Genomic DNA, 23,511 nt, shown 5'->3' with positions numbered 1-23,511 from the left:
GACTTTTCCCGACGAAGCTAGCCGGACGATGCTGGTTTCTCGTCACCGGTCATGGTGGACTCAACCGCCCGTGCGGCGACGCCGGACGTCAACCCTACTTCGGAGGCGTCTACCGCCTGATGCTTGACCTCTTCATACCAGAGGTCATGGTGCTGCTCCGCCCACTCGACGCTGGAGTAACCCGTGGTCATGCCGTCAATGGCCCCCTCGGTGCCCACCGTGCCGATGTAGGCATGGCCGAGAAACAGGGAGATCCAGAGGATGGAAGCCACTGCGTGAACCAGATGCGCCTGCTGCATGGTCTCTCGGGTCTGACCCCAGATGGGAAAGTCCAGCACCACGCCGGTGGCGCAGACAACGCCGCCCACCAGAACAATGAACCAGAACCACACCTTTTCGCCGCCGTTCATGCGGCCGGCCGAGGGATGCTTGCCTTTCAGGAAGCCGCCAGCGGCCTTGAACCAGGCCAGGTCGGTCCGGTTGGGAATGTTGTGGGAGACCCAGGCCAGTGCCATGGCAGCCACGCACAGGGTGAACACCGGCCCGACGTAGTTGTGGGCATTCATGGCCACGGTGGCGTAGGCGGCAAAGCCCTGGTGCCCCAGGAGGGGAATCAGCACCGCTCGGCCGAACAACAGACTCAGGCCAGTGATCGCCAAGACGATGAATAGCGTCGCCGTGGTCCAGTGCAGGACGCGCTCCCACAGCTTCCAGCGCAACACGACCTTACCGGAGGCCGGCGCGTCGAGTCGCATTCGACCCACCAGGGTGTACACCAAACCGACGGCCAGCACCGCCGTCCCCAGCACCCAGGGCATGACGTTGGCGACCACACCGTTTCGCAGCTGTCGCCAGTTCTCGCCGCTGTTAAGGATCAGGACTCCGGTCTCCTGCCCCTGAACGGTGGTCACGCCGACGTTGCCCTCGCGGGCCTGCCGCCAGGTCTCGGAGCGCGGGTTGGTCTCCTGAAAGCTCTGGGCGCCGGCCATCTCCACGAAGACATAGCCTCCGAGGGGGGCGACCATGGCGCCAACGGCAATGACGAGCATGCTCCAGAGCATGATGCGGACGTGAAGCCGCCGGCCTCCAGGCTGTTTTCCGTCAGTCTTGCTCATTATTTTTCCCTCCACACCGATGATCCGGGATCAGCGGTCGGTCTGTACGGCCTGAAACCGCTGAGCGAGCTCCTCATGCAGCTCCTCGGTCCCGGATATCTCCATTAGTGGATCCTCGGCGCCTTTGTAGACGCCGGGGTCATAGACGCGGACATCGCTCATCTCCTCGTAGCAGCCAGCCAGTAGCAGAATCGCCACCGCGAGGCCGGACAGCGTCATCCAGCGCGGGATACATCGGGTGCTTCGAACCATGATCTTCGCTCCCATCAGCGGCGGGCTAGACACCCGCCCCGTAAGCCTTGCCCCAGCCCCAGGTCTGGGGCCGTCCGGATCGCCGCAGGACCCGTTCGCGGTAGATATCCGCGACCATGTCACCGTCACCGGCCAGCAGGGCCTTGGTGGCACACATCTCTGCGCAGGCGGGCAGCTTGCCCTCGGCCACCCGGTTGGCCCCGTACTTGGCATACTCGGCGTCGCTGTTGTTATCCGAGGGGCCACCGGCGCAGAAGGTGCACTTGTCCATCTTGCCCCGCACCCCGAAGGCCTCCTGCCGGGGGTACTGCGGCGCACCGAAGGGGCAGGCGTAGAAGCAGTAGCCGCAGCCGATGCAGAGGTCCTTGTCGTGCAGGACGATGCCGTCGTCGGTGGTGTAGAAGCAGTCCACCGGACAGACCGCGGCACACGGGGCATCGGTGCAGTGCATGCAGGCCACCGAAATGGACTTTTCGCCCGGCACGCCGTCGTTCAGGGTTATCACCCGCCGGCGGTTGATCCCCCAGGGCACCTCATTTTCGTTCTTGCAGGCCGTGACACAGGCGTTGCATTCAATACACCGCTCGGCGTCACACAGAAATTTCATTCTTGCCATGTCGGCTCTCCTTCAGGTTCCGTGTCGCCTCAAGCGGCGCGAATCTGGCACAAGGTGGTCTTCGACTCCTGCATCTGGGTGACGGAGTCGTAGCCGTAGGTGGTGGCGGTGTTACAGGCTTCGCCGCGGACATGGGGCGCTGTGCCTTCGGGGTACCGCGCCAGCAGGTCCTCACCCTGGAAGTGGCCACCGAAATGGAACGGGGTCCAGACCGTGCCCCGGGGGACGCGCTCGGTCACCATCGCCTGGATGCGGATACTGCCGCCCTCCGGACCATCCAGCCAGACGGTGTCGCCGTCCTGGATGTTGCGGTCGTTGGCGTCTGCCGGGTGAATCTCGACGAACATCTCCTGCTGGAGCTCGGCGAGCCAGCGGTTGGAGCGCGTCTCCTCGCCACCGCCCTCGTATTCCACGAGCCGGCCGCTGGTGAACACCAGCGGAAAATCGCCGGAGTAGTCCTGGGCCTGCACCGAGGCGTACCGCGTTGGCAGGCGATAGGAGGCCCGGACGTCGTCGTAGGTCGGGTATTCGGAAACCAGGTCATAGCGGGGCGTGTACAGCGGCTCCCGGTGAACCGGAATCGGATCCGGGAACTGCCAGACTTCGCAGCGGGCCTTGGCATTGCCGAACGGTGCGCAGCCATGGTCGATGGCCACCCGCTGAATCCCGCCGGAAAGGTCGGTTTTCCAGTTGACGCCATCCAGCTGCTCGAGCAGCGCGTTACTGGCAGCACGGATATTGCCTGGCAGGGAGCTCGGGTCGACACCGGCCACTGAAGCGATGGCCGCCAGCTCGTCGCGGCGCAGATCCGTGTGCCAACCCAGCTGCCGCAGGGTGCCAAAGTAGAATTCCGGATAACCGTCATCCAGCTCGGAGCCCACGGAATAGGAGCCGTCGGCCAGCAGGCTCTCGCCATCACGCTCGACGCCGAAGCGGGCCCGGAAGGTCAGCCCGCCGTCCTTGACCGGCTGGCTGGTGTCGTAAAGCACATGGGTACCGGGGTGGTTCATCTCCGGCGTGCCCCAGCATGGCCAGGGCAGACCGTAGTAATCACCGTCCGCCGGACCGCCAACCGCCCGCAGGGTGGTGGTGTCAAAGGTGTGCTTGTTCTGGGCATGCAGTTTCAGGCGCTCGGGACTCTGACCGGTGTAGCCAATCGTCCACGTGCCGCGGTTGATTTCCCGCAGAGTGTCCTCGACGTTCGGCGCACCATCGTCGTCGATGGCGATGTGCTTGAACATCTGGTCTTCGAATCCGAATTTGCGGGCAAATTCATAAAGGATGTGAGCGTCGGTCTTGGACTCGAAGAGCGGCTCGATCACCTGCTCACGCCACTGAATGGACCGGTTCGAGGCGGTAATGGAACCCCGCTGCTCGAACTGGGTACAGGTCGGCAGCAGATACACTCCATCAGTTCGCTCGCTCATCACCGCCAGATGAGTCGGATAGGGGTCGGATACCACCACCAGCTCGAGTTTCTCGATGGCCTCCTTCATGTCGACATTCCGGGTCTGCGAGTTGACCGCATGCCCCTGGAAGAACACCGCCCGCGTGTTGTCACGCTGACTGAGGTTGGCCGGATCCTCGAGGATGCCGTCGATCCAGCGGGATACCGGGATGCCCGAGATGTTCATCGGGCTGGTCATCTGGCCGCCGCCTGCATCGTACTCGCCGTCATCGAAGCGGCTCTTCAGATAGTCGAAGTCCACATCCCAGACCCGGGCCCAGTGCCGCCAGGCCCCTTCGGAGAGGCCGTAGTAGGCGGGCAGGGAATGGCAGTTGGGGCCAACGTCCGTGGCCCCCTGAACGTTGCAGTGACCGCGGAAGATGTTGGCACCGCCACCGGACTTGCCGATGTTGCCCAGAGCCAGCTGCAGCACACAGTAGGCCCGGGTGTTGTTGTTGCCGATGTGATGCTGGGTGCCACCCATGCACCACACGATGGTGCCCGGGCGGTTTTCGGCCAGCGTCTTGGCCGCCTGGTACATCTGATCCTCGGGCACGCCGGTGACGTCCTCGACCCGGCTGGGTGTCCAGTGCGCCACCTCTTCACGGATCTTGTCGAGCCCGTACACCCGCTGGCGGATATATTCCCGGTCTTCCCAGCCGTTTTCGAAGATGTGCCAGAGCAGCCCCCAGGTAAACGGCACGTCGGTGCCTGAGCGGATGCTGATGTGCTGATCCGCATGGGCCGCGGTACGCGTGAACCGCGGGTCGACCACGATGATCTTGGCGCCGTTTTCCTTGCCTCGGAGGATGTGCTGCATGGACACCGGATGCGCTTCGGCGGCGTTGCTGCCAACAAAAATCATCGACTTGCAGTTGTGCATGTCGTTGTAGCTGTTGGTCATCGCCCCATAGCCCCAGGTATTGGCCACACCCGCCACCGTGGTGGAGTGGCAAATCCGGGCCTGGTGGTCGATGTTGTTGCTACCCCAGAACGCCGCGAACTTGCGCTGGATGTAGGCACCCTCGTTGCTGGCCTTGGAGGAACCACACCACCAGACGCTGTCGGGACCGCTTTCCTCACGGATCTGCAGAAGCTTGTCGCCGATTTCATCAATCGCCTGATTCCAGTCGATCCGGCGCCAACGCCCCCCCTCCAGCTTCATGGGGTACTTGACCCGGCGCTCACCCACGCCGTGCTCCCGCAGGGCAGCGCCCTTGGCACAGTGGGCCCCGAGATTGATGGGCGAGTCGAAATCGGGCTCCTGGCCGGTCCAGACGCCGTTCTGCACCTCCGCCACGACGCCGCAGCCCACCGAGCAGTGGCTGCAGACCGAACGCCGCAGCTCCACCGGGACGCCGGCCAACCGCGAATTCGCGGACTCGGCGGCTTCGGTACGGCGCATCATCGCCGGTGACAGGGCCGCGCCAGCCACCGCTGCACCGGCGGTGAGGCCGGAGCGGCGCAGGAAGGTGCGGCGATCCATGGCGGTGTGAAAGAGGCTCGGAAACACCGAGGTCGCGTTCCGGCCCGTGTCCGAGCCGGCGGATTTCTTGATCAGTTTCATTGCGCTATCTCCGGATCAGCCGCGGGCGAGGTCGTAGAAGCGACGCACGTGCGCAGTTTCCTGGTAACCCGAACCGCGGGATGATGCCGTCGGCTCCTCCGTGGTCGGCGTGGGCTTCTGGGCCATGGCGAGAGCCGAGCCACCGCTCGTCACTCCGACCACGGCACCGCTGGCAGCCAGCCCCCCGAGAAAGCGTCGGCGACTGCTGTCGTGCTGGGAGTCTTTAGCGCTCATGGTTCTCTCCTCCATCCTGTGATCCGGTCAGACCATTTCGAGATATTGTTTTTCCGTCACAAAAAAGCGTTCACCGAACGCTCCGACGGCTTGATAGAAATCGGCAGATTCCGCCTGCTGAACGTCTTGCATGAAGCGCTCGATCCAGGCGGATAAGTGGGCATTGAAGAATTCCCGCTGAGCGGCCAGGGACATCCCGTCCGGACCGCTGAGTAGCGCCATGCACTCCAGCAATGCTCCGACATGGTCCTCGGGCTCTTTCACATCGGCCTCGCGCTCGAGGCCCAGCGCCCGCAGATCCTCCCGGAGCTGCACCAGCGGCCGCCCCATCAGAAAACCGGACTGGTACCAGCTGCCGTAGGGCAGCACCTCGCCTCGGCCCAGGCCGATGAACAGCGCGTGGTATTCGGTGTCGAGGGATTCGGGATCGGACTGATCGGCCGCCCGGGCTAGCCGTTGCCAGGCATCCACCAGCGGCCCCTCTTCGTCACCGGTTTCCAGCCCGGACAGGCTGTCGATGACGTCCGCCGACGGGATCTCTGCAAACAGACGGGCCAGCAGTGCGTAAGCCCGGGAACGGAGCCAATCCTCCGGCCCGGCCTCTGCACGGGTTGGCCTGACTGCTTCGCCGGCAGCCTCAACGCGAGTTGCGTCCAACAGTCTCACTCCTCAACTCTGGCAACTTTTTATCTGCCATTTTTATCCTGAATTTGTAACGGTTGGCAAAAACTTTCTGTGGTGCGGCGCGACACGATACCCCCCATTATCGGCCATTACCGCGCCATCTGTTCGTCATCGAAGAGGTCCTTAACCCGGCAGTCCTCGCACATTTCCAGCCGCCGGCGAGCCCGCTCATCCTCGAACATCCAGTGCCCGGACAGCTGATCCGCGACGCGGTTGATGATTTTTTCGGTGGCGAAGACTTTCCCGCAGCCGACACAGTGAAACGGTTTCTCCTCATTGAGTACCCGTGCCTCCGGGCGCGCGAACGCGGGCAAATGAAGCCTCGCCTCCAGGGCAATCGCATCCTCGGGGCAGGCCTGCTCGCAAAGACCACACTGCAGACAGCGGGACTCGTCGAACAGCAGCTGCGGTTCTCCGCCGGCACTGGCAACGGCTTCCACCGGACAGACCGCCGCACAGGACATGCACAGCGTGCAGGCGTCCCGGTCGACCTGAATCTGGCCAAAGGGGGCGCCCGGCGGAAGCGGGGTCGTTGCGACGTCGCGGTTCGGCCGGTACAGCTCGGCGAAGGCCACCTGAAGTCGCTCCCGCTTGCCGCCGCCGATGCTGAACTGGCGTGCCTGTCGGCCATGGGAGTCATGCAGCGGTGTCTTCACCAGCCACTCCTTGAGGCCTTCGGTGCCGTCCAGCAAGGCAAACCGGGCCGGCTCCATCTGCAACGCTTCCAGAACCGGTGTGAACAGCGCCCGCTGGGTAGCACTGGCTTCCACCACCGACGGCTCGGCACCGTCAGGCTGCAGGATCAGAACATCCGAGGCCCCGAAAGCCAGGGTCATCAACCAGATGTCGGGCCCCAGACTGCCGGTGTCCTCCACCGGAACGGGGATGACCCGTTCCGGCAGTTCAGCGCCCAGCGGCGCCAGGGTTCCCGCGCCCCAGTCATCGTCGTGAAACAGAACCGCCGGGGGTTGGCTGGCCATGGCGCTGTAGCTTTTGAGGGCTCGGCGCAACACCCCGAGCAGATCCCGGGCCTCGGGGTAGGCATAGGCAATGGCGCCGCTGGGACAGGTGGTGGCGCAGCTGCCGCAGCCCTGACACAGATAAGGATCCACCTCAATCATCTCGCCCAGGGAGCGGATCGCACCGGTGGCGCAGGCGTCCAGGCAGCGCGTGCAGCCGCTCAGGCCGCGGGCGCCATGGGCGCAGAGGTTCTCGTTGTAGGCGAAGAAGCGGGGCTTCTGAAAATCCCCCACCATCTCCGGGAGTAGCGCCAGCGCCTCGCCCAGCGCCTGCGGGTCCTGCCCGACGCGCTGGTAGCCAATGGGTGGCTTTTCCACCTCAATCACCGGCTCATCCGAGACATCCAGAACCAGGTCAAAGTGGGTCAACTTGCCTTGCGCGAGGGACGCCAGATTGACCTCGCCCTTATCGGTGTCGAGGGTGGCGACGAACGCCCCCAGGTGGCCAGTGATCATGGGCCGGCCCCGAGCCAGCAGATACTGCCCCAAGTCCGCCCCCTGGCCCGGGTCGTCGGCCACAATCAGACAGCGCATCGAGTCCCCGAGCACCCGGGCCGCGCCGAGTGCGCGCTCCGCTGGTCCGACAATGAGCACGGCACTGCCCGCCTGGTAATCGACGAAACCGGCGGTTCCAAGGTTGGCCTCGGACAGCACCGCCAGCGCCGCCGCCCGGGCCCGTCCATTGGCTTCCACGGCCGGCAGCTCCGTGAGAGGCGGATGAGTAATCTCAAGCAAGGCTGTCTTCCTCCTCGCCATCGGCGGCGTTATTGTCAATGCGAGTGGGCGGGTTCGCGTCGGGGCCGGCGGGCACTTCCGACCGGGCAGCCGTCCGGGTGTCCTCGTCGCTCACGGCCCCGGTCTCGGCCTTTTCCCCCATCTCGTTTTCGGTCTCTGCCTCAGCCTCAGTTTCGGCTTCGGTTTCGGCCTCCGCCGCCTCCCCGGCCTCTTTCGCCCTCTGACGCTCCGCCAGTCGTTCGTTCTGCCGGCGCAGGTCGTGGGTCATGGTGTTGCCCAGCGGCTGGAGCTGGGTGTAATCATCGTCGTAATCATCCAACCCATCTTTGACATTGAAGCGGCTGCTGTGGAAAAGCTTGCGCAGCGCCTTGCGCCGCAGGGCATCACTCACCCCGGGCGAGAAAAAACCGCTCACATCACTGTCCGGCTGCAACGTCTCGATGTCCGGCATATCGGCATCGGTGAGGGTGGCAGGCTCCGTGGACGGCGCATCGTCCATGCCCTCGCCGGGCGTCCCCTCCGGGCGTGGCGCCGCCGGCAAATGATCCTCGGACCCATCCGCCTCGACTGGCGGATTCGGCGCCGCGGACGGCTCTGCCGCCACCCGGGCCGCCCCCTTGCGCCGCGCCCATCGCCCGAGGAAACCCTCATCCGGCGATGGCTGATCGTGTTCGTTACTCATCGGACGCCTCCCGGGGCTTGCGACGCTTGCGACGACGCGGCTCGGGGCGATAATGGCTCATGACAAACCGCTCGACTTCGTCAATCAGCCATGCCGGCAGCGGCGTCGAAAAAATTTCGGCCTCGCTTTCCTGCTGCCGCGCCGATTCGTCCTGGTCCAGCGTGACCAGCCAGGGCATGAGCCCGTATTGCGGGTCCTCCTGGCAGATCACCAGCAGCGATGGCTGCCGGCTGGTGAGGTTGTACCAGTAGGTTTCGGCATTGGAGCGATGCAGGCTGAGCCGCAGGCCGGACCATCGAAAGTCCCGCACCCCCTCTTCAACCCGGGTCTCCACCACGCCGCGTTCAGCCGTGTCCAGCTCAACCGCCGCCAGTGACCAGGCCGGAAATGTCCAGCCTCGACGCTCCCGCATGGCACGCCTCAGGGTCACACTCACCGGCCAATGGGTGCGCTCCGGGGGATCCATCGCCATTCCGGTCATCGGGGCTCACCTCCTGTCTCCGGGACGATGCGAAATACCGGGGCGCTCTCCCAGTCGCTCTCGCTCTTTGGCCGATGAACACGAAAGGCCTCTTTAACCTCGCCGTCCACAAAATCCCGCTGGACCGACAGCACCGTGTTGATGTCCGGGGTACACAGGGATTCACAGAAGGCGACCTCCCCGCGGGCTTCAACCAGGGCCGCCTCCATATCCGGCGCACCGTAGGCCTCGACGAAGTGTCGGGCCAGGCTTTCGAGCACCTGACGCTGCTCGGCCTCCGGCATCTCCACCACCACCGCCAGCGTCGACCAGCCAAAGCTGCTCAGGCCGAGAAAGCCATGCCGAAAGGCGGCCTGTTCACCGCTGTCCAGCTGCTCCGGGGGGCGTTCGCCGAAGGTGAAAACGAAGGTCCCGGGCACCACCCATTCACCGGCTGTGGCTGCCCGGGGATAGATTTCGTCGTCGCTGTCATCGAGTCGCAACGCACGCAGAAACCGCACGTGGGCTCTCCTCCCTAGGGTCAATGTGTCATTTTTTTCTTACGGTATATTACGCCAACCTGTAACAGAAGTCGGAGTCACCAATGGCCAAGGCCGCCGCCGACATCGCCGCCGTGGCTGTCCTCATTGGCACCCGGAAGGGGTTGTTCATCGCCCGTGCCCCCAGGGACCGCTCGAAATGGGTTCTCGAGGGGCCTCACATCGCCGGTTACGAAATTCAGTCGGCCCTGCTGGACCCGCGGGATCCAACCCGGGGCTGGGCTGCCGCTCATCATCCGGTGTGGGGGGTGCATATCTATTGCACCGAGGATGCGGGGCGGACATGGCAGCCCCACGAGGAGGTGCCCCGTCATCGCAGTGACGACGATCCGACCAGCCTGCGCATGATCTGGAGCCTGGCTCCCGGCCCCGCGGACCAGCCCGGGATGTTGCTGGCGGGCATCGAGCCGCCGGGGTTTTTTTTCAGCAACGATGGCGGTGGGCACTGGCAGCCATTCGGCGGATTCAACAACCATCCGGACCGGCCCCACTGGTCCCCGGCGAAGGGGGGCCTCGCGGTCCACTCGGTGCAGGCAGACCCCCATGACCACCGGCGGCTCTATGTGGCCATGTCCGCCGGCGGTGTCTATCGATCCGACGATGAAGGTGCCACGTGGCGGGCCCTGAACCGCGGCATTCGGGCGCCTTATCTGCCGGAATCCGAACCCCATTGCGGCCATTGTGTCCATCGTCTGCTGGTGCACCCGGCCAGAGCCGGTCGCTGTTACCAGCAGAGCCATCACGGTGTGTACGTCAGCGACGACGGGGGTGAGCACTGGTGCGAGATCAGTGCCGGCCTGCCCAGTGACTTCGGCTACGCCCTCGCCACTGATCCGCGGGATCCGGATGTCATCTACTGCATTCCGGAGGACAGCAGCCAGTTCCGGGCCACCGCGCAGGGACGCCTGCGGGTATACCGCAGCACGGACGCGGGCAAACACTGGCAGGCCCTCACCGACGGGCTGCCCCAGGAAAATGTCTTCGTCACCATTCTCCGGGACGGGCTGGACAGCGACGGGCTGGACCCCCTGGGGCTCTATCTCGGGACCTCCAGCGGCCACCTGTTTGCCAGCCGGGACGGAGGCGATCAGTGGCAGACACTGGCGGGCTTTCTCCCGGGTATCCTCTGCGTGCGGGCGGCGGTGACCGGTGGCGACGGCCCATGACCGCTTGCCTGATCGACGCGCTACAGGCCCGCTCCGGGATCGTTTGCGCGGTGGGCGCCGGAGGTAAAAAAACGGCGCTGTACCGGCTGCTGGAGAGCCACCCGGGAAAACTGGGCCTGACCGCGACCGCCATGACCACGCCACCGCCCCGCCGGCTACTGGATATCCGGCTGGTGGACAGTGCGGATGCACTGACCCAGGCCGTCCCCCGGGCGGCGGCCATGCATCGCCGGGTCGGCTTCGCCTGTCCGAGCCCCAAGTCCGGCCGTCTGGCGGGCCTGCCACCGGCCAGCCTCGCCGGCCTCCACGCCAGCGCGGGCTTCGATGTCACGCTGGTCAAGGCGGACGGCGCCCGCATGCGAGGCATCAAGGCACCCCGCGACGATGAACCGCTGGTCGCCCCCGGCTGCCGCACCGTGGTCTTCGTGGTATCCGCCGGCGTCATCGGCAAGCGACTGGATGAGACCGTTGCTCACCGCCTGCCGGAATTGACCCGGCGGCTGGATATCGCACCGGGCGAGCCCATAACGCCTGACCATGTCGGCCACCTGCTCAGCCACCCGATGGGCGCCGCTCACCGGGTCGGCGAAGCCACGTTGATCGCCCTGATCAGCCAGGTGGATGACCCGGCCCGTGTCGAGCTTGCCCGCCGGGCCGCGCGCCGGGCCATGGCCGGAGACCGCCCGCCGAGCCGGGTGGTCCTGGGTGCCATGACCGCCCCGGATCCGGTTGTGGACATTGTCGAATCGACAGCCTCGAGGGCAAACTGAATTGATGCCAACCATTCAGCTGGAATTGCCGGCAGCCCTGCAGCCGCTGGCCGATAACACCGCCACCATGGACCTCGCCGGCGAATCCGTGCAGGAGGTCCTGTTCGCCCTGCAGCAGCGATACAGGGCGGTGGGCCAGCGAATCCTCACCCGCGGCGGGGCGCTGCGGCAGCACGTCAACATTTTTCTGGACGAGGACGATATCCGCGCCCTGGACGGCCTGGACACCCCGGTCAACGGCTATCGCCGGATGATCGTCGTGGCGTCGGTGGCCGGTGGCTGAGCCGGTGGCCCCGACGGTGGCGGCGGTGGTGCTGGCCGGCGGGCGCGCCACCCGCATGGGGGGTCAGGACAAGGGCATGATCCCGCTGGCGGGACGGCCCATGGTGAGTCACGTGATTGACGCCGTTCGCCCGCAGGTCACGGCGATGGCCATTAATGCCAACCGCAGTCATGGCACCTATGCGGCGCTGGGGCTGCCGGTCCTTTCGGATGCCACCGGCGATTACCCGGGCCCCCTCGCGGGTATGGCCGCCGGCCTGGCCTGGTGCCCGGCGGATTACCTCCTGATCCTGCCCTGTGACGGCCCGCTGGTACCCGAAGACCTGACAGAAAGGCTGCTGGCCGTCATCGGCGATGCGGATGTCGCCGTGGCCCACGACGGCCAGCGGCTGCAGCCGGTTCATGCCCTGCTGCACCGACGATGCCTGTCTGGCCTGCAGGCATTTCTAAGCGACGGCGGGCGAAAAATTGATCGCTGGTATGCCACCCTTGATGCGCGAACCGCCGATTTTTCGGATCGCCGCGAACTGTTCACCAACGTCAACACCCCGGAGGAGCGTGACGCCATGGAGGCCCGGCTTCTCACTGGACCCGAAGGACACCGCTGACCATGACTGATGCCCGGACTCCCCCTGATCGCGGCCACGACAGCCCCGCGCTTCCGCTGGAAGACGCCCTGGCCCGCATCTTTGCCGAACTGCGACCCATCACCGGCCGCCAGCGGCTTGCCCTGCGCAGCGCCCTCGACCAGGTGCTCGCCGAAACCATTACCGCCACCGAGCCGGTGCCGGCCCACGACAACTCGGCGATGGACGGCTATGCCATCGCCAGCGGCTCGGAGGATGGCCAGCCATTACAGCTGGTGGGCTCTGCATTCGCCGGCCACCCCTACACGGGCACCCTGCATCCGGGCGAGTGTGTCCGAATCATGACCGGGGGCGTGGTGCCCGCGGGTGCCGGCGCGATCGCCATGCAGGAGCACGCCCGGGCGCAGGACGACACCGTTCATGTGGCACCGTGGCCAAAGCCCGGCGAGAATATCCGTCGAGCCGGCGAGGATCTGGCAGAGGGTGCGGTTATTCTCGATGCCGGACGTCGGCTGACGGCGGCAGATCTCGGGGTCATTGCCTCCCTGGGGCGTGCCGAGATTGATGTCATGCGCCCGCTTCGCGTCGCCTTTTTCTCAACCGGTGACGAGCTCCGCAGCCTGGGTCAACCGCTGGGCGCGGGGGAAATCTATGACAGCAACCGCTACACCCTTTACGGCATGCTGCGGCATCTGGGGGTGGACTGTCTCGATGGGGGCGTCGTGCCCGACGATCCAGGCGCCCTGCAGCAGGCGCTGGACGAAGCCGCGGAACAGGCGGATGTCATCCTGACCTCCGGCGGAGTTTCCGTTGGCGAAGCGGATTACATGGGCGACATTCTGCGCAGTCAGGGCGAGGCACACTTCTGGAGCATCGCCATGAAACCCGGCCGACCATTGACCTTCGGCCGCTACGGAACGGCGTGGTATTTCGGGTTGCCGGGCAACCCGGTTTCGGTGATGGCCACGTTCACCCAAGTGGTGACGCCGGCGTTTCGTCGACTGGCCGGCGAAAATGCTGACCCGACGCCCCGTTTCCGGATGCCGTGTCTTGGCGATCTGCGAAAAAAACTGGGACGACTGGAGTTTCAGCGCGGGATCATGGCGCCTCAGGCCGACGGCTCCATGGCCGTGCAGGGTATCGGCCGGCAGGGCTCCGGTGTGCTCAGCTCCATGAGCGAGGCCAATTGTTTCATCGTCCTGCCCGCCGACAGCGGTGACGTTGCCGCCGGGGACTGGGTCACCGTGGAGCCCTTCGGGCGGCCCATCGTCTGACAAAGAAGTCGCCCCCTGGGCTATTCGAGCTCGATGGGGCCCTCGATTTCATGCTCCAGGGATAGGCCGTCCACTTTTAATGTGACCCGGGCGGTCATGACCTCATCGCCGGTGATCTGGCCACTCTCGATTTGCTCACGGACCGCGGCCTCGATTTCCCGCTGCGCGGTGATACCCACCTTTTTCAGGAATTTGCGCACACTCAGGTTCAAGGTGTCTTCGTCCATGGCTCAGCCTCCAATGTAGGACATTTCTATTTTTCGTGAGTCGATGGGTTTGGTGTCGTGGGTGCGCAGCTCCGAGTATCGGTCGGCACGGCGGGACCAGATCCCGGCCAGATACTGCTGCAGCGCCTCATCACTTTCACCGGCCCGCAAACGATCCCGCACCTCGTGACCGCTACTGGCAAAGAGGCAGGTAAACAGCTTGCCCTCTGCCGATAATCGGGCCCGGCTACAGTCGCCACAGAATGGCTGGGTCACCGAACTGATCATGCCAATCTCGCCGGACCCATCGGCGTAGCGATAGCGCTCGGCCACCTCACCGCGATAGTTGGGCTCCACCGCTTCCAGGGGCCACTGCTCGTGAATCCGCTCCACCACCTCCGCCGAGGGCACCACCTGGTCGAGGCGCCAGCCGTTGCTGTTGCCAACATCCATGTACTCAATGAAGCGCACGATATGCGGACTCCCCCGGAAGTGCCCGGCCATCGCAACGATGTCGTGATCGTTCACCCCGCGCTGGACCACCATGTTGATTTTGATGGGAGCCAGCCCCGCCTGCTCGGCATGATCGATGCCCTCCAGCACCCGGGCCACCGGGAAATTGACATCATTCATCGCCCGGAAAGTCGGGTCGTCGATCCCGTCCAGACTCACGGTAATGCGGTTGAGGCCGGCCGCCTTCAGAGCTCTGGCCTTCTCCCGGGTCAGCAAAGACGCATTGGTGGTCAGACTGATGTCCTCGATGCCCGGGACTTCCGCCAGCATGCCCACTAGCGCGTCGATGTCCCGGCGGATCAGCGGTTCGCCGCCGGTGAGCCGCAGTTTACGAACGCCCAGGGTCGAAAAAATCCGCGCGAGTCGGGTGATTTCCTCGAAGCTGAGCAACTCCGCCCGGGGCATGAATGCATGATTGGCGCCGAACAGCGCCTTTGGCATGCAGTAGGAACAGCGGAAATTGCAGCGATCCGTCAGGGAAATTCGCAGATCCCGCAGCGGCCGGTCCATGCGATCCGTCAGTGGCTTGGTCATGACATTACTCTCCGGCCCCGGGCAGCGTCTCACCCTGCAGATAGACCTCCGTGCCATCCCCATAGGCTTCCCGTTTCCATACCGGCGCCGTCTTTTTCAGCGTATCGATGGCGTAGCGCCCCGCTTCGAAGGCATCCGCTCGATGAGCGGCCCGCACCACCACGACCACACTGAGTTCACCCACTTCGAGCTTACCGGTGCGGTGACGAATGGCACACGAGAGGATGTCGAAGCGGGCCATGGCATCCGCCTCAACCTCAGCCAGCGCCTTTTCCGCCAATGGCTCGTAAGCGGAATACTCGATGGCCGTCACCGATTTGCCGTCGTGGTGGCGGCGGACGGTGCCTCCAAACACGACCACGGCGCCGGCATCCGGCGATTCGGTTTCCTCAAGCAGGCGATCGATTTCGATTGCTGCGCTGTCGACACGCTGGGACATTCAGCCAACCTCTCCTCACTTGGCGGTGCGAGACATTCGTCGCAAACTAGGGCGCCTATTCTGCGCGCAAAATTAATTTAAGAAAAAATGCCGTCTCGCCCCTACGTCTGTCCAGCATTACCGCCATCGGGCTTCGACCACGATCCGCTGGAACCCGCGACCAATGCCGTGGAACACCTCGACCACGGCGCCCGCGGCGGTCGCCGTGTGCTGCTCACCGGGCCAATGGCCAGCGGTCGCACCGCGACCCTGCGAACCTGGCTGGATCAGCAGCCCTCCGACACGTTCCGCTACGTTTTCAGCGGCGGCGCCGACCCCGATGCGGCGACCCCCGCCCGGGTGATCCACGGCCTGCTGAGCGCACTGAAAATTCACCTCGACGCCCGGGATGCCCTGCCGCTGGATGAGGCCGGACTCCGGGAGGCGTTGCCGGGCTGGCTGGCACGGCTCGGGGATTCGCCCGCCGTGATCGTCATCGATGATCTGGATCGGATCACCGGCAGCGACCTGACCAGCGACCCGGACTGGCTGCCCCCTTACCTGCCGCCTGGCCTAATTCTGGTGGCCAGCGCCGAGCGGGGCCTTCTGGCCGAGGGGCTGCGCGACCTGGGGTGGGAGCGGATGGACATCGCCCGTGGCACTCAGCTTGAAGATCCCGCTGACGCCCTCTCAATGGCAGAAGCGAATCCGCGGCAGGCTATCGCCCTCAAGCATCTGGCCGCAGCCCCCGCCGGGTTACCGATTGCCGCGCTGGCGGACCTGGGCATCGATCCGATCGACTTTCCCGCCGGGCTGGTGGAACTCAGCGACGGCTGGATTGGTTTCCGTCATGCCATGATTCGCAACGCGGTCCGAAAAACGCTGCTGGCAGGCCGCGCCGACCATCGCGCCCTCTGCCGACGGCTGGCGGACATTGCTGATGACCCACTGGACCGTGCCGGCTGGCTGGCCCGGGCCGCTGACTGGCCCGCGCTCATGGAGCAATTGACCCAGCCCAATGTCCTGCAGTCCTGGCAGGGCCAGCCCTTTGCGTGGCGAACCCTGTGGGCGGCGCTCCCGGCCCGCGACACGGCGACCCGGCATCTCCTGGCAGAACTGGACAAACGGCGATCCACGCCATCCCCGGACAGCGCGTCCGTCAGCGAGCAACACCTCAATGCGGGGCGTATCCTGGATGCGCTGGAGCAGCCGGAGGCCGCGTCCCTTGCTCGCCGGACCGGCCATGGCCATGTGTTGAAAACCGCGCCCGACAGCCTCGAGGCGGCCGCGCTGGCCCACGCCCGTGCCGTTTCCGATCTGGCCGAGAGCGACCCGAACGAGTCTGTCCGCCTGCTACGCATGGCGGTCGACCATCGCCGGCGACGGCTGGGAGACGGCCACGCACTGACCCAGTCCAGTGGTCATGCCCTGGCCGCCGCACTGGAAGCCAACGGTGAGCTGAGCGATGCCATTTCGGAATACACCAGGCTTGTGGCAGCCCGGGAAGCCGAGGTGGGACGGGAAGATCCAGCGCTTCTGCCTCTATTGGCCAATCTTGGGGCCGCACACCGCGCGGCCAACCAACTGGAGCAGGCCCGCGGTCCCTTTGAGCGGTGCGTAAAAATCGCGCGGCGCGTCCGGCCCGGACCCGCCCCCGCGCTGGCCGTCGCCCTCGACAATCTGGCGGGGCTGCTTTACGCCGGCGGTGATCACCAGGGGGCGGAGGCGCGCTACCGGGAAGGCCTGGAGATCACCCAGCGCCTGTTCGGTCCGGGCCACCCCGCCACCGCCGCCGCGATTCACAATCTGGGGACCGTGCTGGATGCACTCTCGCGGTTTCTGGAGGCGAAGCCGTGCTTTCGACAGGCCGTGGCCATCCGCTCGGAGGCCCTTGGCCGAGAGCATGCCGAGACCGCCACCAGCCTGCACAATCTGGCCGGGGTACTGGACGTCACCGGCGAACGGGAAGAAGCCGAGGCCCTTTACCGCGAGGCCGTCGACGTCTGGCGAGCGGTGGTGGGCAGCGAGCATCCCGCCACGGCCACCAGCATCAACAACCTCGCTGATCTGCTGAGGGAAAACGGGCGGCTGGATGAGGCGGAGCCGCTTTATCAGGAAAATCTGGCGCTGTGGACCCGGCTGTACGGAGAAAACCACCCCAACACGGCCATGACCGCCGCCGAGCTGGGCGGCCTGTACGCCGACGCCGGCCGCGTCGACGAGGCAGAACCCCTGTTACGCAGAGCCATTCAGCAACTCGAGCAGATGATGGGCATCGACAACGCCCTCCATGTGGACAGCCTGTGTCGACTGGCCGCCTTGCTGCGCGACCGAGGCCGGCTTGCCGAAGGGGTCGCGCTGCTACAGCACACCTACGACCGGGCCGCTGGCAGCACCAAGATCCTGTCACCGTCCTTGCAGAAACTCCGCCGCCACCTCGAGGGGCTGCGACAGGCCGCGGGAGCCCATCGACCATGAATGAAACGACGTCTCCCTCCCGGAGCCAGCCGGAAGATCCCCGTCTCCGGGCAGAATTCCCCGCTGTCTATGAACCCGACTTTCTGTCGGTGCTGGACAGCGTCCAGGCCGAAGCCATACGTCGCGCCGACGCCGGTGCCGGCGAGGGGCTGCTGATCTGGGCGGCGGAACAGACCCACGGGCAGGGGCAGCACGGCCCCTGGGACTCCCCCGCGGGGGGGCTGTACTGTGCCGTTCTGCTGGAACCGGATTTTCCCGCGGACCGGTGGCCGGAGGTCGGACTGGTCGCCGTATTGGCGCTGGGAACCGCCGCGGCGGAATTGCTGCCGCCGCTGACCGGTCTCGACTATCGCTGGCCGAACGACATCCTCGTCAATGGCTACAAAGTCGGTGGCGTCAATCTGACCAGCCACCGTGGATTCCTGATTGTGGGTGCCCAATTGAACATCGTGCCTCCCGTGGAGGGTTGGGAATACGCCTCCCTGGTGGCGGACGGGGCGGCGATGACCACCCCCGGCGAAGCCCTGACCGGCTATGCTCGACATTTCATCGATTTTCTTCAGCGCTGGCATGACCAGGGGTTGGCCGCCGTTCTGAAATCCCTGCGGGCGCGGGGACTGCAGGACCTTGATGAGCAGGGCGGCCTGACCGGGGAGACCCACCAGACGCTGGCGGCGTTTTTCGGGGAGCTGAACCCATGACCGCCGTCGATACCGCGTCCGTTCACGACTATCTGCTGGATCTGCAGGACCGCATCTGCGAAGCGCTGGCCGGACTGGACGGGGGTGCCTTCCACCAGGACACCTGGAGCCGGGCCGCCGGTGGCGGCGGCCGAAGCCGGGTGCTGGCCGACGGCAGCGTCTTCGAGCAGGCCGGGGTCAACTTTTCCCATGTCCACGGAGAGAGCCTGCCGGCGGCGGCCACCGACCGCCGCCCGGAACTGGCGGGCCGCAGTTTTCAGGCGCTGGGGGTCTCCCTGGTGGTGCATCCGCGCAACCCCTACGTGCCCACCTCCCACGCCAATGTGCGCTTCCTGGTCGCCGAGGCGCCGGGCGCGGAGCCGGTCTGGTGGTTCGGCGGTGGCTTCGACCTGACACCGTTCTATCCTTTCACCGATGACTGCCGCCACTGGCACCGGGTCGCCCGGGACGCCGTGGCGCCGTTCGGCGACGACCTCTACCCCCGCTTCAAGCAATGGTGCGACGAGTATTTCTACCTGCCTCATCGAGAGGAGGCCCGCGGCATCGGCGGGCTGTTCTTCGACGATTACAACCGCGGCGGTTTTGCCCGGTCATTTGCCCTCATGCGCTCCGTGGGGGATGGCTACCTGACGGCCTATCTGCCCATCGTGGAAGCGCGCCGGGACAACCCGTGGGGAGACCGGGAGCGGCAGTTCCAGCTGTACCGCCGCGGGCGGTATGTGGAGTTCAATCTCCTGCACGACCGTGGCACCCGCTTTGGCATACAGTCCGGCGGGCGCACCGAATCCATTCTCATGTCCCTTCCGCCCCAGGTCCGCTGGGAATACGGCTATCAACCGGAGCCCGGCAGCCTGGAAGATCGGCTGGTCACGGATTTTCTGCCCCCCCGCGACTGGGTCTGACCGCCACCGGGCGCGGACAGAATTTTCCGCCGACAGGTTCGGTCATATTATTTGTGCCTTCAAGGCAAAGCTTATCTGACGACATCCGCTGATTTCTTGGGTACGTTGTGCGTCCCTGCGCTTTTTCGGATAGGCATTTTTCCGCAGCGCAACAAAGATTTACGTGCGTGCCAGGGTGGCTGAGCGAGTTCATGGACGCTAGTCTGGCGACGCAAACGACCACGCAAGAGGTGAGCGATGGCAGCAAGAATGAAGCCCATGCCGGTTCCCGGCGACGCCGACCCCCAGGAAACCCAGGAGTGGCTGGAAGCCATTGAGTCCGTGCTGGCCTATGAAGGCCCGGAGCGCGCCCAGTTTTTGCTGGAGCAGCTGGTGGACACCACCCGGCGGCGCGGAGGGCAGCTTCCCTTCAAGGCCACCACGGCCTACCAGAACACCATCCCGCCACAACATGAAGCGCCCCATCCGGGAGACCGGGCACTGGAGTCGCGGATCCGCTCCATCATTCGCTGGAACGCCATGGCTATGGTGGTGCAGGCCAACCGGGACCGCGACGGCATCGGTGGCCATATTGCCTCCTTTGCCTCGTCCGCCACGCTCTACGAAGTGGGCTTCAATCACTTCTGGCGCGCCCAGAGCGAGGACCATGGCGGCGACCTGGTCTTCATCCAGGGTCACTCGGCACCCGGCATCTACGCCCGGGCCTTCCTGGAAGGTCGTCTGACTGAGGAAGACCTGCTGAACTTCCGGGCCGATCTGGCCAAGTCCGGCAAGCCGCTATCTTCCTATCCGCACCCCTGGCTGATGCCGGATTTCTGGCAGTTGCCCACGGTGTCCATGGGCCTCGGACCGATCATGGGGGTCTATCAGGCCCGCTTCCTGAAGTATCTGCACAATCGGGGCATCGCCGACACCGCCGATCGCAAGGTCTGGGTGTTCTGTGGCGACGGGGAAATGGACGAGCCGGAGAGCCTGGGGGCCATTGGTGTCGCCGCCCGGGAGGGCCTCGACAACCTGATCTTCGTGGTCAACTGCAACCTGCAGCGCCTCGACGGCCCGGTGCGCGGCAACGGCAAGATCATCCAGGAGCTGGAAGGTGAGTTCCGCGGGGCCGGCTGGAACGTCCTCAAGGTCATCTGGGGCTCCTACTGGGATCCGCTGCTGGCCAAGGACCACGACGGTCTGCTGCGGCGGCGCATGGAAGAAGCCGTGGACGGCGAATACCAGAACTTCAAGGCCAAGGGCGGCGCTTATACCCGCGAGCACTTCTTCGGCAAATATCCCGAGCTCAAGGCCATGGTGGCCAACATGTCCGACGAGGACATCTGGCGGCTCAACCGCGGTGGCCATGACTCCACCAAGGTCTACAACGCCTACAAGGCCGCTTCGGAGCACGAGGGCCAGCCCACGGTCATCCTCGCGAAGACCGTCAAGGGTTATGGCATGGGTGAAGCCGGCGAAGGTCAGAACATCACCCATCAGCAGAAGAAAATGGCTGAGACCGCCCTCAAGGAGTTCCGGGACCGGTTCCATATTCCGGTCCCCGACGACAAGGTCGCCGATGCGCCGTTCTACCGGCCGGCGGATGACTCGCCGGAGATTCGCTATCTCAGGGAGCGCCGTGAGGCCCTCGGGGGTCACCTGCCGGCACGAAAGGTCACCGCCGAGTCGCTGAAGACACCGGAGCTCTCCGCCTTCGAGGTGCTCCTCAAGGACAGCGGCGAGCGGGAGATGTCCACCACCATGGCGTTCGTGCGGGCCCTGTCGGTGATCGCCCGGGACAAGGCGCTGGCACCGCGACTGGTGCCCATCGTCCCCGACGAGGCCCGCACCTTTGGCATGGAGGGCCTGTTCCGCCAGGTGGGCATTTACTCACCCAAGGGTCAGCTCTATGAGCCCCAGGACGCCGATCAGCTGATGTACTACCGGGAGGACCAGAAAGGCCAGATCCTTCAGGAGGGCATCAATGAGGCCGGCGCCATGTCCAGCTGGATCGCCGCGGCCACCGCCTATGCCAACCACGGCGTGGAGATGATTCCGTTCTTCGCCTACTACTCCATGTTCGGGTATCAGCGAACGGGCGACCTGTGGTGGGCCGCCGGGGACATGCAGGCCAAGGGCTTCCTGATGGGCGGCACCGCCGGCCGCACCACCCTCAATGGTGAAGGCCTGCAGCACGAGGATGGCCACAGCCACCTGAGCACCGCCGCCATCCCCAACTGTGTGTCCTACGACCCGACCTTTGCCTACGAAATGGCGGTGATCATCCAGGACGGGCTCAAGCGGATGTATGAAAACCAGGAATCGGTTTTCTACTACATCACCATGATGAACGAGAACTACCACCAGCCGGCCATGCCGGAGGGCGCCGAGGAAGGCATCCGCCGCGGCATGTATCTGCTGCAGAAGGGCGGCCGCGGCAAGAAGCGGGTTCAGCTCATGGGCTCGGGCACCATCCTCATCGAGGTCATGGCCGCCGCCAAGCTGCTCAAGGAGGACTGGGGCATCGACAGCGACATCTGGAGCTGCCCGTCCTTCACCGAACTGCGCCGTGACGGCATCGACTGCGAGCGCTACAACCTGCTTCATCCCGAAGAACCCCCCCGGGTGCCGTACGTTCGCCAGTGCCTTGAAAACTACGAGGGCCCCATGGTCGCGTCCACGGACTACATGCGGGCGTTTGCCGACCAGATCCGGCCCTATGTGGATCGCCGCTTCGTGGTGCTGGGGACCGATGGTTACGGCCGATCCGACACCCGCGAGAACCTCCGTCGGTTCTTTGAGGTCGACCGGCACTACGTCACCGTGGCCGCCCTCAAGGCGTTGGCGGATGACGGCGTGATCAAGCCGGACCAGGTCAGCAAGGCCATCAAGAAATACAACATTGACACCGAAGCCCCCAACCCGGTGACGGTCTAGGGCACAACGGCGCAGGAGGACATTGCGTGGCAGAGGTACAGGAAATTGCCGTCCCGGATATCGGCGACTTTGATGCCGTGGAGGTCATCGAGGTCCTGGTAGGCCCGGGTGACGCGGTCGAGGCCGAGGACTCACTCATCACGCTGGAGAGCGACAAGGCCACCATGGAGGTGCCCTCGCCGGTGGCCGGCACCATCAAGGAAATACTGATCCAGCCGGGTGACAAGGTCTCGGAAGGCACACCGTTGGCCAAGGTGGAAGTCAGCGGCGATGCGGGTGGCGACGCCGCCGAGGCACCCGCCGGCGCCGCCGAGGAAGAAAGCGCTGCGGCCCCGGCCGAAACGCCCGCCGAGCCCGCGGATACGGGTTTGGCACCGGCCGCTCCCGCCGCCCCGACGGCGGCGGCACCGGCGCCCGCAACGGGGGGCGGCGAGTCCCTCGACGCCGAAACCCAGCGCCTGGCTCATGCCGGGCCCTCGGTACGCCGCTTCGCCCGGGAACTGGGCGTTCCGCTGGATCAGGTCAACGGCACCGGTCGAAAGGGCCGGATCACCCGCGAAGACGTGCAGTCCTTCGTCAAATCGGTGATGGAGGGCGGCGGCACCAGTGCCGCGGCACCCGCCGCCACCGGCAGTGCCGGCATCCCGCCGATCCCCGATGTCGACTTCAGCAAGTTCGGCGACGTCGAGGAAGTGGCGCTGCCGCGCATCAAGAAACTCTCCGGGCCCCATCTGCACCGCAGCTGGCTGAACATTCCCCATGTGACCCAGTTTGACGAGGCGGACATCACCGAGCTCGAAGCCTTCCGCAAGGATGAGAAGGCGGCGGCCGAGAAAGCCGGCGTCAAACTCACGCCACTGGCGTTCCTGGTCAAGGCGTCGGCTCGTGCCCTGGCGGAGTTCCCGGACTTCAACAGTTCCCTGCGCAGCGACGGCGAGGTGCTGATCCGCAAGCATTACATCAATGTCGGGGTGGCGGTGGACACGCCCCAGGGCCTGGTGGTGCCGGTGATTCGGGATGCCGACAAAAAAGGCATCTACGAAATCGCGGCCGACCTGGGCGAGCTCTCCGGCAAGGCCCGGGATGGCAAGCTCGGCCCCGCGGACATGCAGGGCGGGACGTTCAGCATCTCCAGCCTCGGCGGTCTTGGCGGCACGGCGTTCACTCCCATCGTCAACGCCCCGGAAGTGGCCATTCTGGGGGTGTCGAAATCCGCCACCAAGCCGATCTGGAACGGCTCGGAGTTCACGCCCCGGCTGATGCTGCCGCTGAGCCTGTCCTATGACCATCGGGTGATTGACGGCGCTTCCGCCGCCCGCTTCACCACCTACCTGTCCGGTGTGCTCGGCGATCTCCGCCGGCTCATCCTCTAACGTTCAAAGGATCGAGA

Annotated in this window: 23 protein-coding genes; 10 read left to right on the top strand and 13 right to left on the bottom strand. The window is 65.3% G+C overall.

Translation table 11 applies throughout. The features are described from left to right. Nucleotides 1-17: 17 nt before the first annotated feature. The 10 genes from GJ672_RS00315 to GJ672_RS00270 all read right to left on the bottom strand — a co-directional run bounded on the left by GJ672_RS00315 (nt 18) and on the right by GJ672_RS00270 (nt 9,332). The gene (locus GJ672_RS00315; RefSeq protein ID WP_154295341.1) at nt 18-1,115 is read right to left on the bottom strand and encodes a formate dehydrogenase subunit gamma; all 1,098 of its coding nucleotides are present in this window, start codon (nt 1,113-1,115) and stop codon (nt 18-20) included. A gap of 30 nt (nt 1,116-1,145) precedes the next feature. Beyond that, nucleotides 1,146-1,367 carry a hypothetical protein gene (locus GJ672_RS00310; RefSeq protein WP_154295340.1) on the bottom strand — a complete coding sequence of 74 codons (222 nt, stop codon included), beginning with the start codon at nt 1,365-1,367 and terminating at the stop codon, nt 1,146-1,148. 25 nt (nt 1,368-1,392) lie between these two features. Beyond that, nucleotides 1,393-1,983, bottom strand: coding sequence for a formate dehydrogenase FDH3 subunit beta (gene fdh3B, locus GJ672_RS00305; RefSeq protein ID WP_154295339.1), 591 nt, complete (start codon nt 1,981-1,983; stop codon nt 1,393-1,395). A gap of 29 nt (nt 1,984-2,012) precedes the next feature. Continuing rightward, the gene (locus GJ672_RS00300; RefSeq protein WP_154295338.1) at nt 2,013-4,997 is read right to left on the bottom strand and encodes a formate dehydrogenase subunit alpha; all 2,985 of its coding nucleotides are present in this window, start codon (nt 4,995-4,997) and stop codon (nt 2,013-2,015) included. Between the two features lie 15 nt (nt 4,998-5,012). Further along, nucleotides 5,013-5,231, bottom strand: coding sequence for a twin-arginine translocation signal domain-containing protein (locus tag GJ672_RS00295; RefSeq protein ID WP_195759515.1), 219 nt, complete (start codon nt 5,229-5,231; stop codon nt 5,013-5,015). Between the two features lie 27 nt (nt 5,232-5,258). Beyond that, complete coding sequence (locus GJ672_RS00290; protein WP_195759514.1) at nt 5,259-5,888, bottom strand: molecular chaperone; 630 nt, start codon at nt 5,886-5,888, stop codon at nt 5,259-5,261. A 116-nt stretch (nt 5,889-6,004) separates the two neighbouring features. After that, nucleotides 6,005-7,669, bottom strand: a complete 1,665-nt coding sequence (locus GJ672_RS00285; RefSeq protein ID WP_195759513.1) for a 4Fe-4S binding protein — start codon at nt 7,667-7,669, stop codon at nt 6,005-6,007. Then, nucleotides 7,662-8,351, bottom strand: a complete 690-nt coding sequence (locus GJ672_RS00280; protein WP_154295334.1) for a DUF3306 domain-containing protein — start codon at nt 8,349-8,351, stop codon at nt 7,662-7,664. The genes GJ672_RS00285 and GJ672_RS00280 overlap by 8 nt, the downstream gene beginning before the upstream one ends. Beyond that, nucleotides 8,344-8,832: a DUF3305 domain-containing protein gene (locus GJ672_RS00275; RefSeq protein ID WP_154295333.1), complete on the bottom strand. Its 489-nt coding sequence runs from the start codon at nt 8,830-8,832 to the stop codon at nt 8,344-8,346. The genes GJ672_RS00280 and GJ672_RS00275 overlap by 8 nt, the downstream gene beginning before the upstream one ends. Then, entirely contained in the window at nt 8,829-9,332 is a 504-nt protein-coding gene (locus tag GJ672_RS00270) for a DUF6505 family protein (RefSeq protein WP_154295332.1), read from the bottom strand. Before GJ672_RS00270 ends, GJ672_RS00275 begins: the two co-directional genes overlap by 4 nt. Before the next feature lie 83 nt (nt 9,333-9,415). Between GJ672_RS00270 and GJ672_RS00265 the strand changes: the two genes are divergently transcribed. The 5 genes from GJ672_RS00265 to glp are packed head-to-tail and all read left to right on the top strand — an operon-like array spanning nt 9,416 to nt 13,450. Then, nucleotides 9,416-10,537, top strand: coding sequence for a hypothetical protein (locus GJ672_RS00265; RefSeq protein WP_154295331.1), 1,122 nt, complete (start codon nt 9,416-9,418; stop codon nt 10,535-10,537). After that, nucleotides 10,534-11,307 (top strand): selenium cofactor biosynthesis protein YqeC, encoded by a 774-nt coding sequence (gene yqeC / locus GJ672_RS00260; protein WP_154295330.1) that lies wholly within the window; start codon nt 10,534-10,536, stop codon nt 11,305-11,307. The genes GJ672_RS00265 and yqeC overlap by 4 nt, the downstream gene beginning before the upstream one ends. Nucleotides 11,308-11,311: 4 nt before the next feature. Next, nucleotides 11,312-11,590 (top strand): MoaD/ThiS family protein, encoded by a 279-nt coding sequence (locus GJ672_RS00255; protein WP_154295329.1) that lies wholly within the window; start codon nt 11,312-11,314, stop codon nt 11,588-11,590. Further along, nucleotides 11,583-12,197, top strand: a complete 615-nt coding sequence (gene mobA / locus GJ672_RS00250) for a molybdenum cofactor guanylyltransferase MobA (RefSeq protein ID WP_229381894.1) — start codon at nt 11,583-11,585, stop codon at nt 12,195-12,197. The genes GJ672_RS00255 and mobA overlap by 8 nt, the downstream gene beginning before the upstream one ends. 2 nt (nt 12,198-12,199) lie before the next feature. Further along, nucleotides 12,200-13,450 carry a gephyrin-like molybdotransferase Glp gene (gene glp / locus GJ672_RS00245; RefSeq protein ID WP_154295328.1) on the top strand — a complete coding sequence of 417 codons (1,251 nt, stop codon included), beginning with the start codon at nt 12,200-12,202 and terminating at the stop codon, nt 13,448-13,450. A gap of 20 nt (nt 13,451-13,470) precedes the next feature. Here the strand turns inward: glp and GJ672_RS00240 are convergent, their stop codons facing one another. The 3 genes from GJ672_RS00240 to GJ672_RS00230 are packed head-to-tail and all read right to left on the bottom strand — an operon-like array spanning nt 13,471 to nt 15,142. Then, nucleotides 13,471-13,677, bottom strand: a complete 207-nt coding sequence (locus GJ672_RS00240) for a DUF6494 family protein (RefSeq protein WP_154295327.1) — start codon at nt 13,675-13,677, stop codon at nt 13,471-13,473. A 3-nt stretch (nt 13,678-13,680) separates the two neighbouring features. Next, a complete protein-coding gene (moaA, locus tag GJ672_RS00235; protein WP_154295326.1) occupies nt 13,681-14,703 on the bottom strand; it encodes a GTP 3',8-cyclase MoaA in 1,023 nt (340 codons plus the stop codon). A 4-nt stretch (nt 14,704-14,707) separates the two neighbouring features. Next, nucleotides 14,708-15,142: a molybdenum cofactor biosynthesis protein MoaE gene (locus GJ672_RS00230; RefSeq protein WP_154295325.1), complete on the bottom strand. Its 435-nt coding sequence runs from the start codon at nt 15,140-15,142 to the stop codon at nt 14,708-14,710. Between the two features lie 87 nt (nt 15,143-15,229). Between GJ672_RS00230 and GJ672_RS00225 the strand changes: the two genes are divergently transcribed. The 5 genes from GJ672_RS00225 (at nt 15,230) to aceF (ending at nt 23,494) form a co-directional block, all read left to right on the top strand. Beyond that, complete coding sequence (locus GJ672_RS00225; RefSeq protein WP_154295324.1) at nt 15,230-17,599, top strand: tetratricopeptide repeat protein; 2,370 nt, start codon at nt 15,230-15,232, stop codon at nt 17,597-17,599. Beyond that, the gene (locus tag GJ672_RS00220) at nt 17,596-18,300 is read left to right on the top strand and encodes a biotin--[acetyl-CoA-carboxylase] ligase (RefSeq protein ID WP_154295323.1); all 705 of its coding nucleotides are present in this window, start codon (nt 17,596-17,598) and stop codon (nt 18,298-18,300) included. The genes GJ672_RS00225 and GJ672_RS00220 overlap by 4 nt, the downstream gene beginning before the upstream one ends. Next, the gene (gene hemF / locus GJ672_RS00215; RefSeq protein WP_154295322.1) at nt 18,297-19,202 is read left to right on the top strand and encodes an oxygen-dependent coproporphyrinogen oxidase; all 906 of its coding nucleotides are present in this window, start codon (nt 18,297-18,299) and stop codon (nt 19,200-19,202) included. The genes GJ672_RS00220 and hemF overlap by 4 nt, the downstream gene beginning before the upstream one ends. A gap of 237 nt (nt 19,203-19,439) precedes the next feature. Beyond that, a complete protein-coding gene (gene aceE, locus GJ672_RS00210) occupies nt 19,440-22,121 on the top strand; it encodes a pyruvate dehydrogenase (acetyl-transferring), homodimeric type (protein ID WP_229381893.1) in 2,682 nt (893 codons plus the stop codon). A 26-nt stretch (nt 22,122-22,147) separates the two neighbouring features. Further along, nucleotides 22,148-23,494, top strand: coding sequence for a dihydrolipoyllysine-residue acetyltransferase (gene aceF, locus GJ672_RS00205; RefSeq protein ID WP_154295321.1), 1,347 nt, complete (start codon nt 22,148-22,150; stop codon nt 23,492-23,494). Nucleotides 23,495-23,511 lie beyond the last annotated feature (17 nt).

This window comes from Spiribacter sp. 2438 (assembly GCF_009676705.1).
Lineage (GTDB): Bacteria > Pseudomonadota > Gammaproteobacteria > Nitrococcales > Nitrococcaceae > Spiribacter.
The sequence above is the reverse complement of the archived record's forward strand: the minus strand, read 5'-3'. Positions and strand labels throughout refer to the sequence as shown.

Bases quoted from the DNA above. Each gene is read 5' to 3' on its own strand.
- GJ672_RS00315 (WP_154295341.1), bottom strand. From the start codon at position 1,115: ATGAGCAAGACTGACGGAAAACAGCCTGGAGGCCGGCGGCTTCACGTC.
- GJ672_RS00310 (WP_154295340.1), bottom strand. From the start codon at position 1,367: ATGGTTCGAAGCACCCGATGTATCCCGCGCTGGATGACGCTGTCCGGC.
- fdh3B (WP_154295339.1), bottom strand. From the start codon at position 1,983: ATGGCAAGAATGAAATTTCTGTGTGACGCCGAGCGGTGTATTGAATGC.
- GJ672_RS00300 (WP_154295338.1), bottom strand. From the start codon at position 4,997: ATGAAACTGATCAAGAAATCCGCCGGCTCGGACACGGGCCGGAACGCG.
- GJ672_RS00295 (WP_195759515.1), bottom strand. From the start codon at position 5,231: ATGAGCGCTAAAGACTCCCAGCACGACAGCAGTCGCCGACGCTTTCTC.
- GJ672_RS00280 (WP_154295334.1), bottom strand. From the start codon at position 8,351: ATGAGTAACGAACACGATCAGCCATCGCCGGATGAGGGTTTCCTCGGG.
- GJ672_RS00275 (WP_154295333.1), bottom strand. From the start codon at position 8,832: ATGACCGGAATGGCGATGGATCCCCCGGAGCGCACCCATTGGCCGGTG.
- GJ672_RS00265 (WP_154295331.1), top strand. From the start codon at position 9,416: ATGGCCAAGGCCGCCGCCGACATCGCCGCCGTGGCTGTCCTCATTGGC.
- yqeC (WP_154295330.1), top strand. From the start codon at position 10,534: ATGACCGCTTGCCTGATCGACGCGCTACAGGCCCGCTCCGGGATCGTT.
- GJ672_RS00255 (WP_154295329.1), top strand. From the start codon at position 11,312: ATGCCAACCATTCAGCTGGAATTGCCGGCAGCCCTGCAGCCGCTGGCC.
- glp (WP_154295328.1), top strand. From the start codon at position 12,200: ATGACTGATGCCCGGACTCCCCCTGATCGCGGCCACGACAGCCCCGCG.
- GJ672_RS00240 (WP_154295327.1), bottom strand. From the start codon at position 13,677: ATGGACGAAGACACCTTGAACCTGAGTGTGCGCAAATTCCTGAAAAAG.
- moaA (WP_154295326.1), bottom strand. From the start codon at position 14,703: ATGACCAAGCCACTGACGGATCGCATGGACCGGCCGCTGCGGGATCTG.
- GJ672_RS00230 (WP_154295325.1), bottom strand. From the start codon at position 15,142: ATGTCCCAGCGTGTCGACAGCGCAGCAATCGAAATCGATCGCCTGCTT.
- GJ672_RS00225 (WP_154295324.1), top strand. From the start codon at position 15,230: ATGCCGTCTCGCCCCTACGTCTGTCCAGCATTACCGCCATCGGGCTTC.
- GJ672_RS00220 (WP_154295323.1), top strand. From the start codon at position 17,596: ATGAATGAAACGACGTCTCCCTCCCGGAGCCAGCCGGAAGATCCCCGT.
- hemF (WP_154295322.1), top strand. From the start codon at position 18,297: ATGACCGCCGTCGATACCGCGTCCGTTCACGACTATCTGCTGGATCTG.
- aceE (WP_229381893.1), top strand. From the start codon at position 19,440: ATGGCAGCAAGAATGAAGCCCATGCCGGTTCCCGGCGACGCCGACCCC.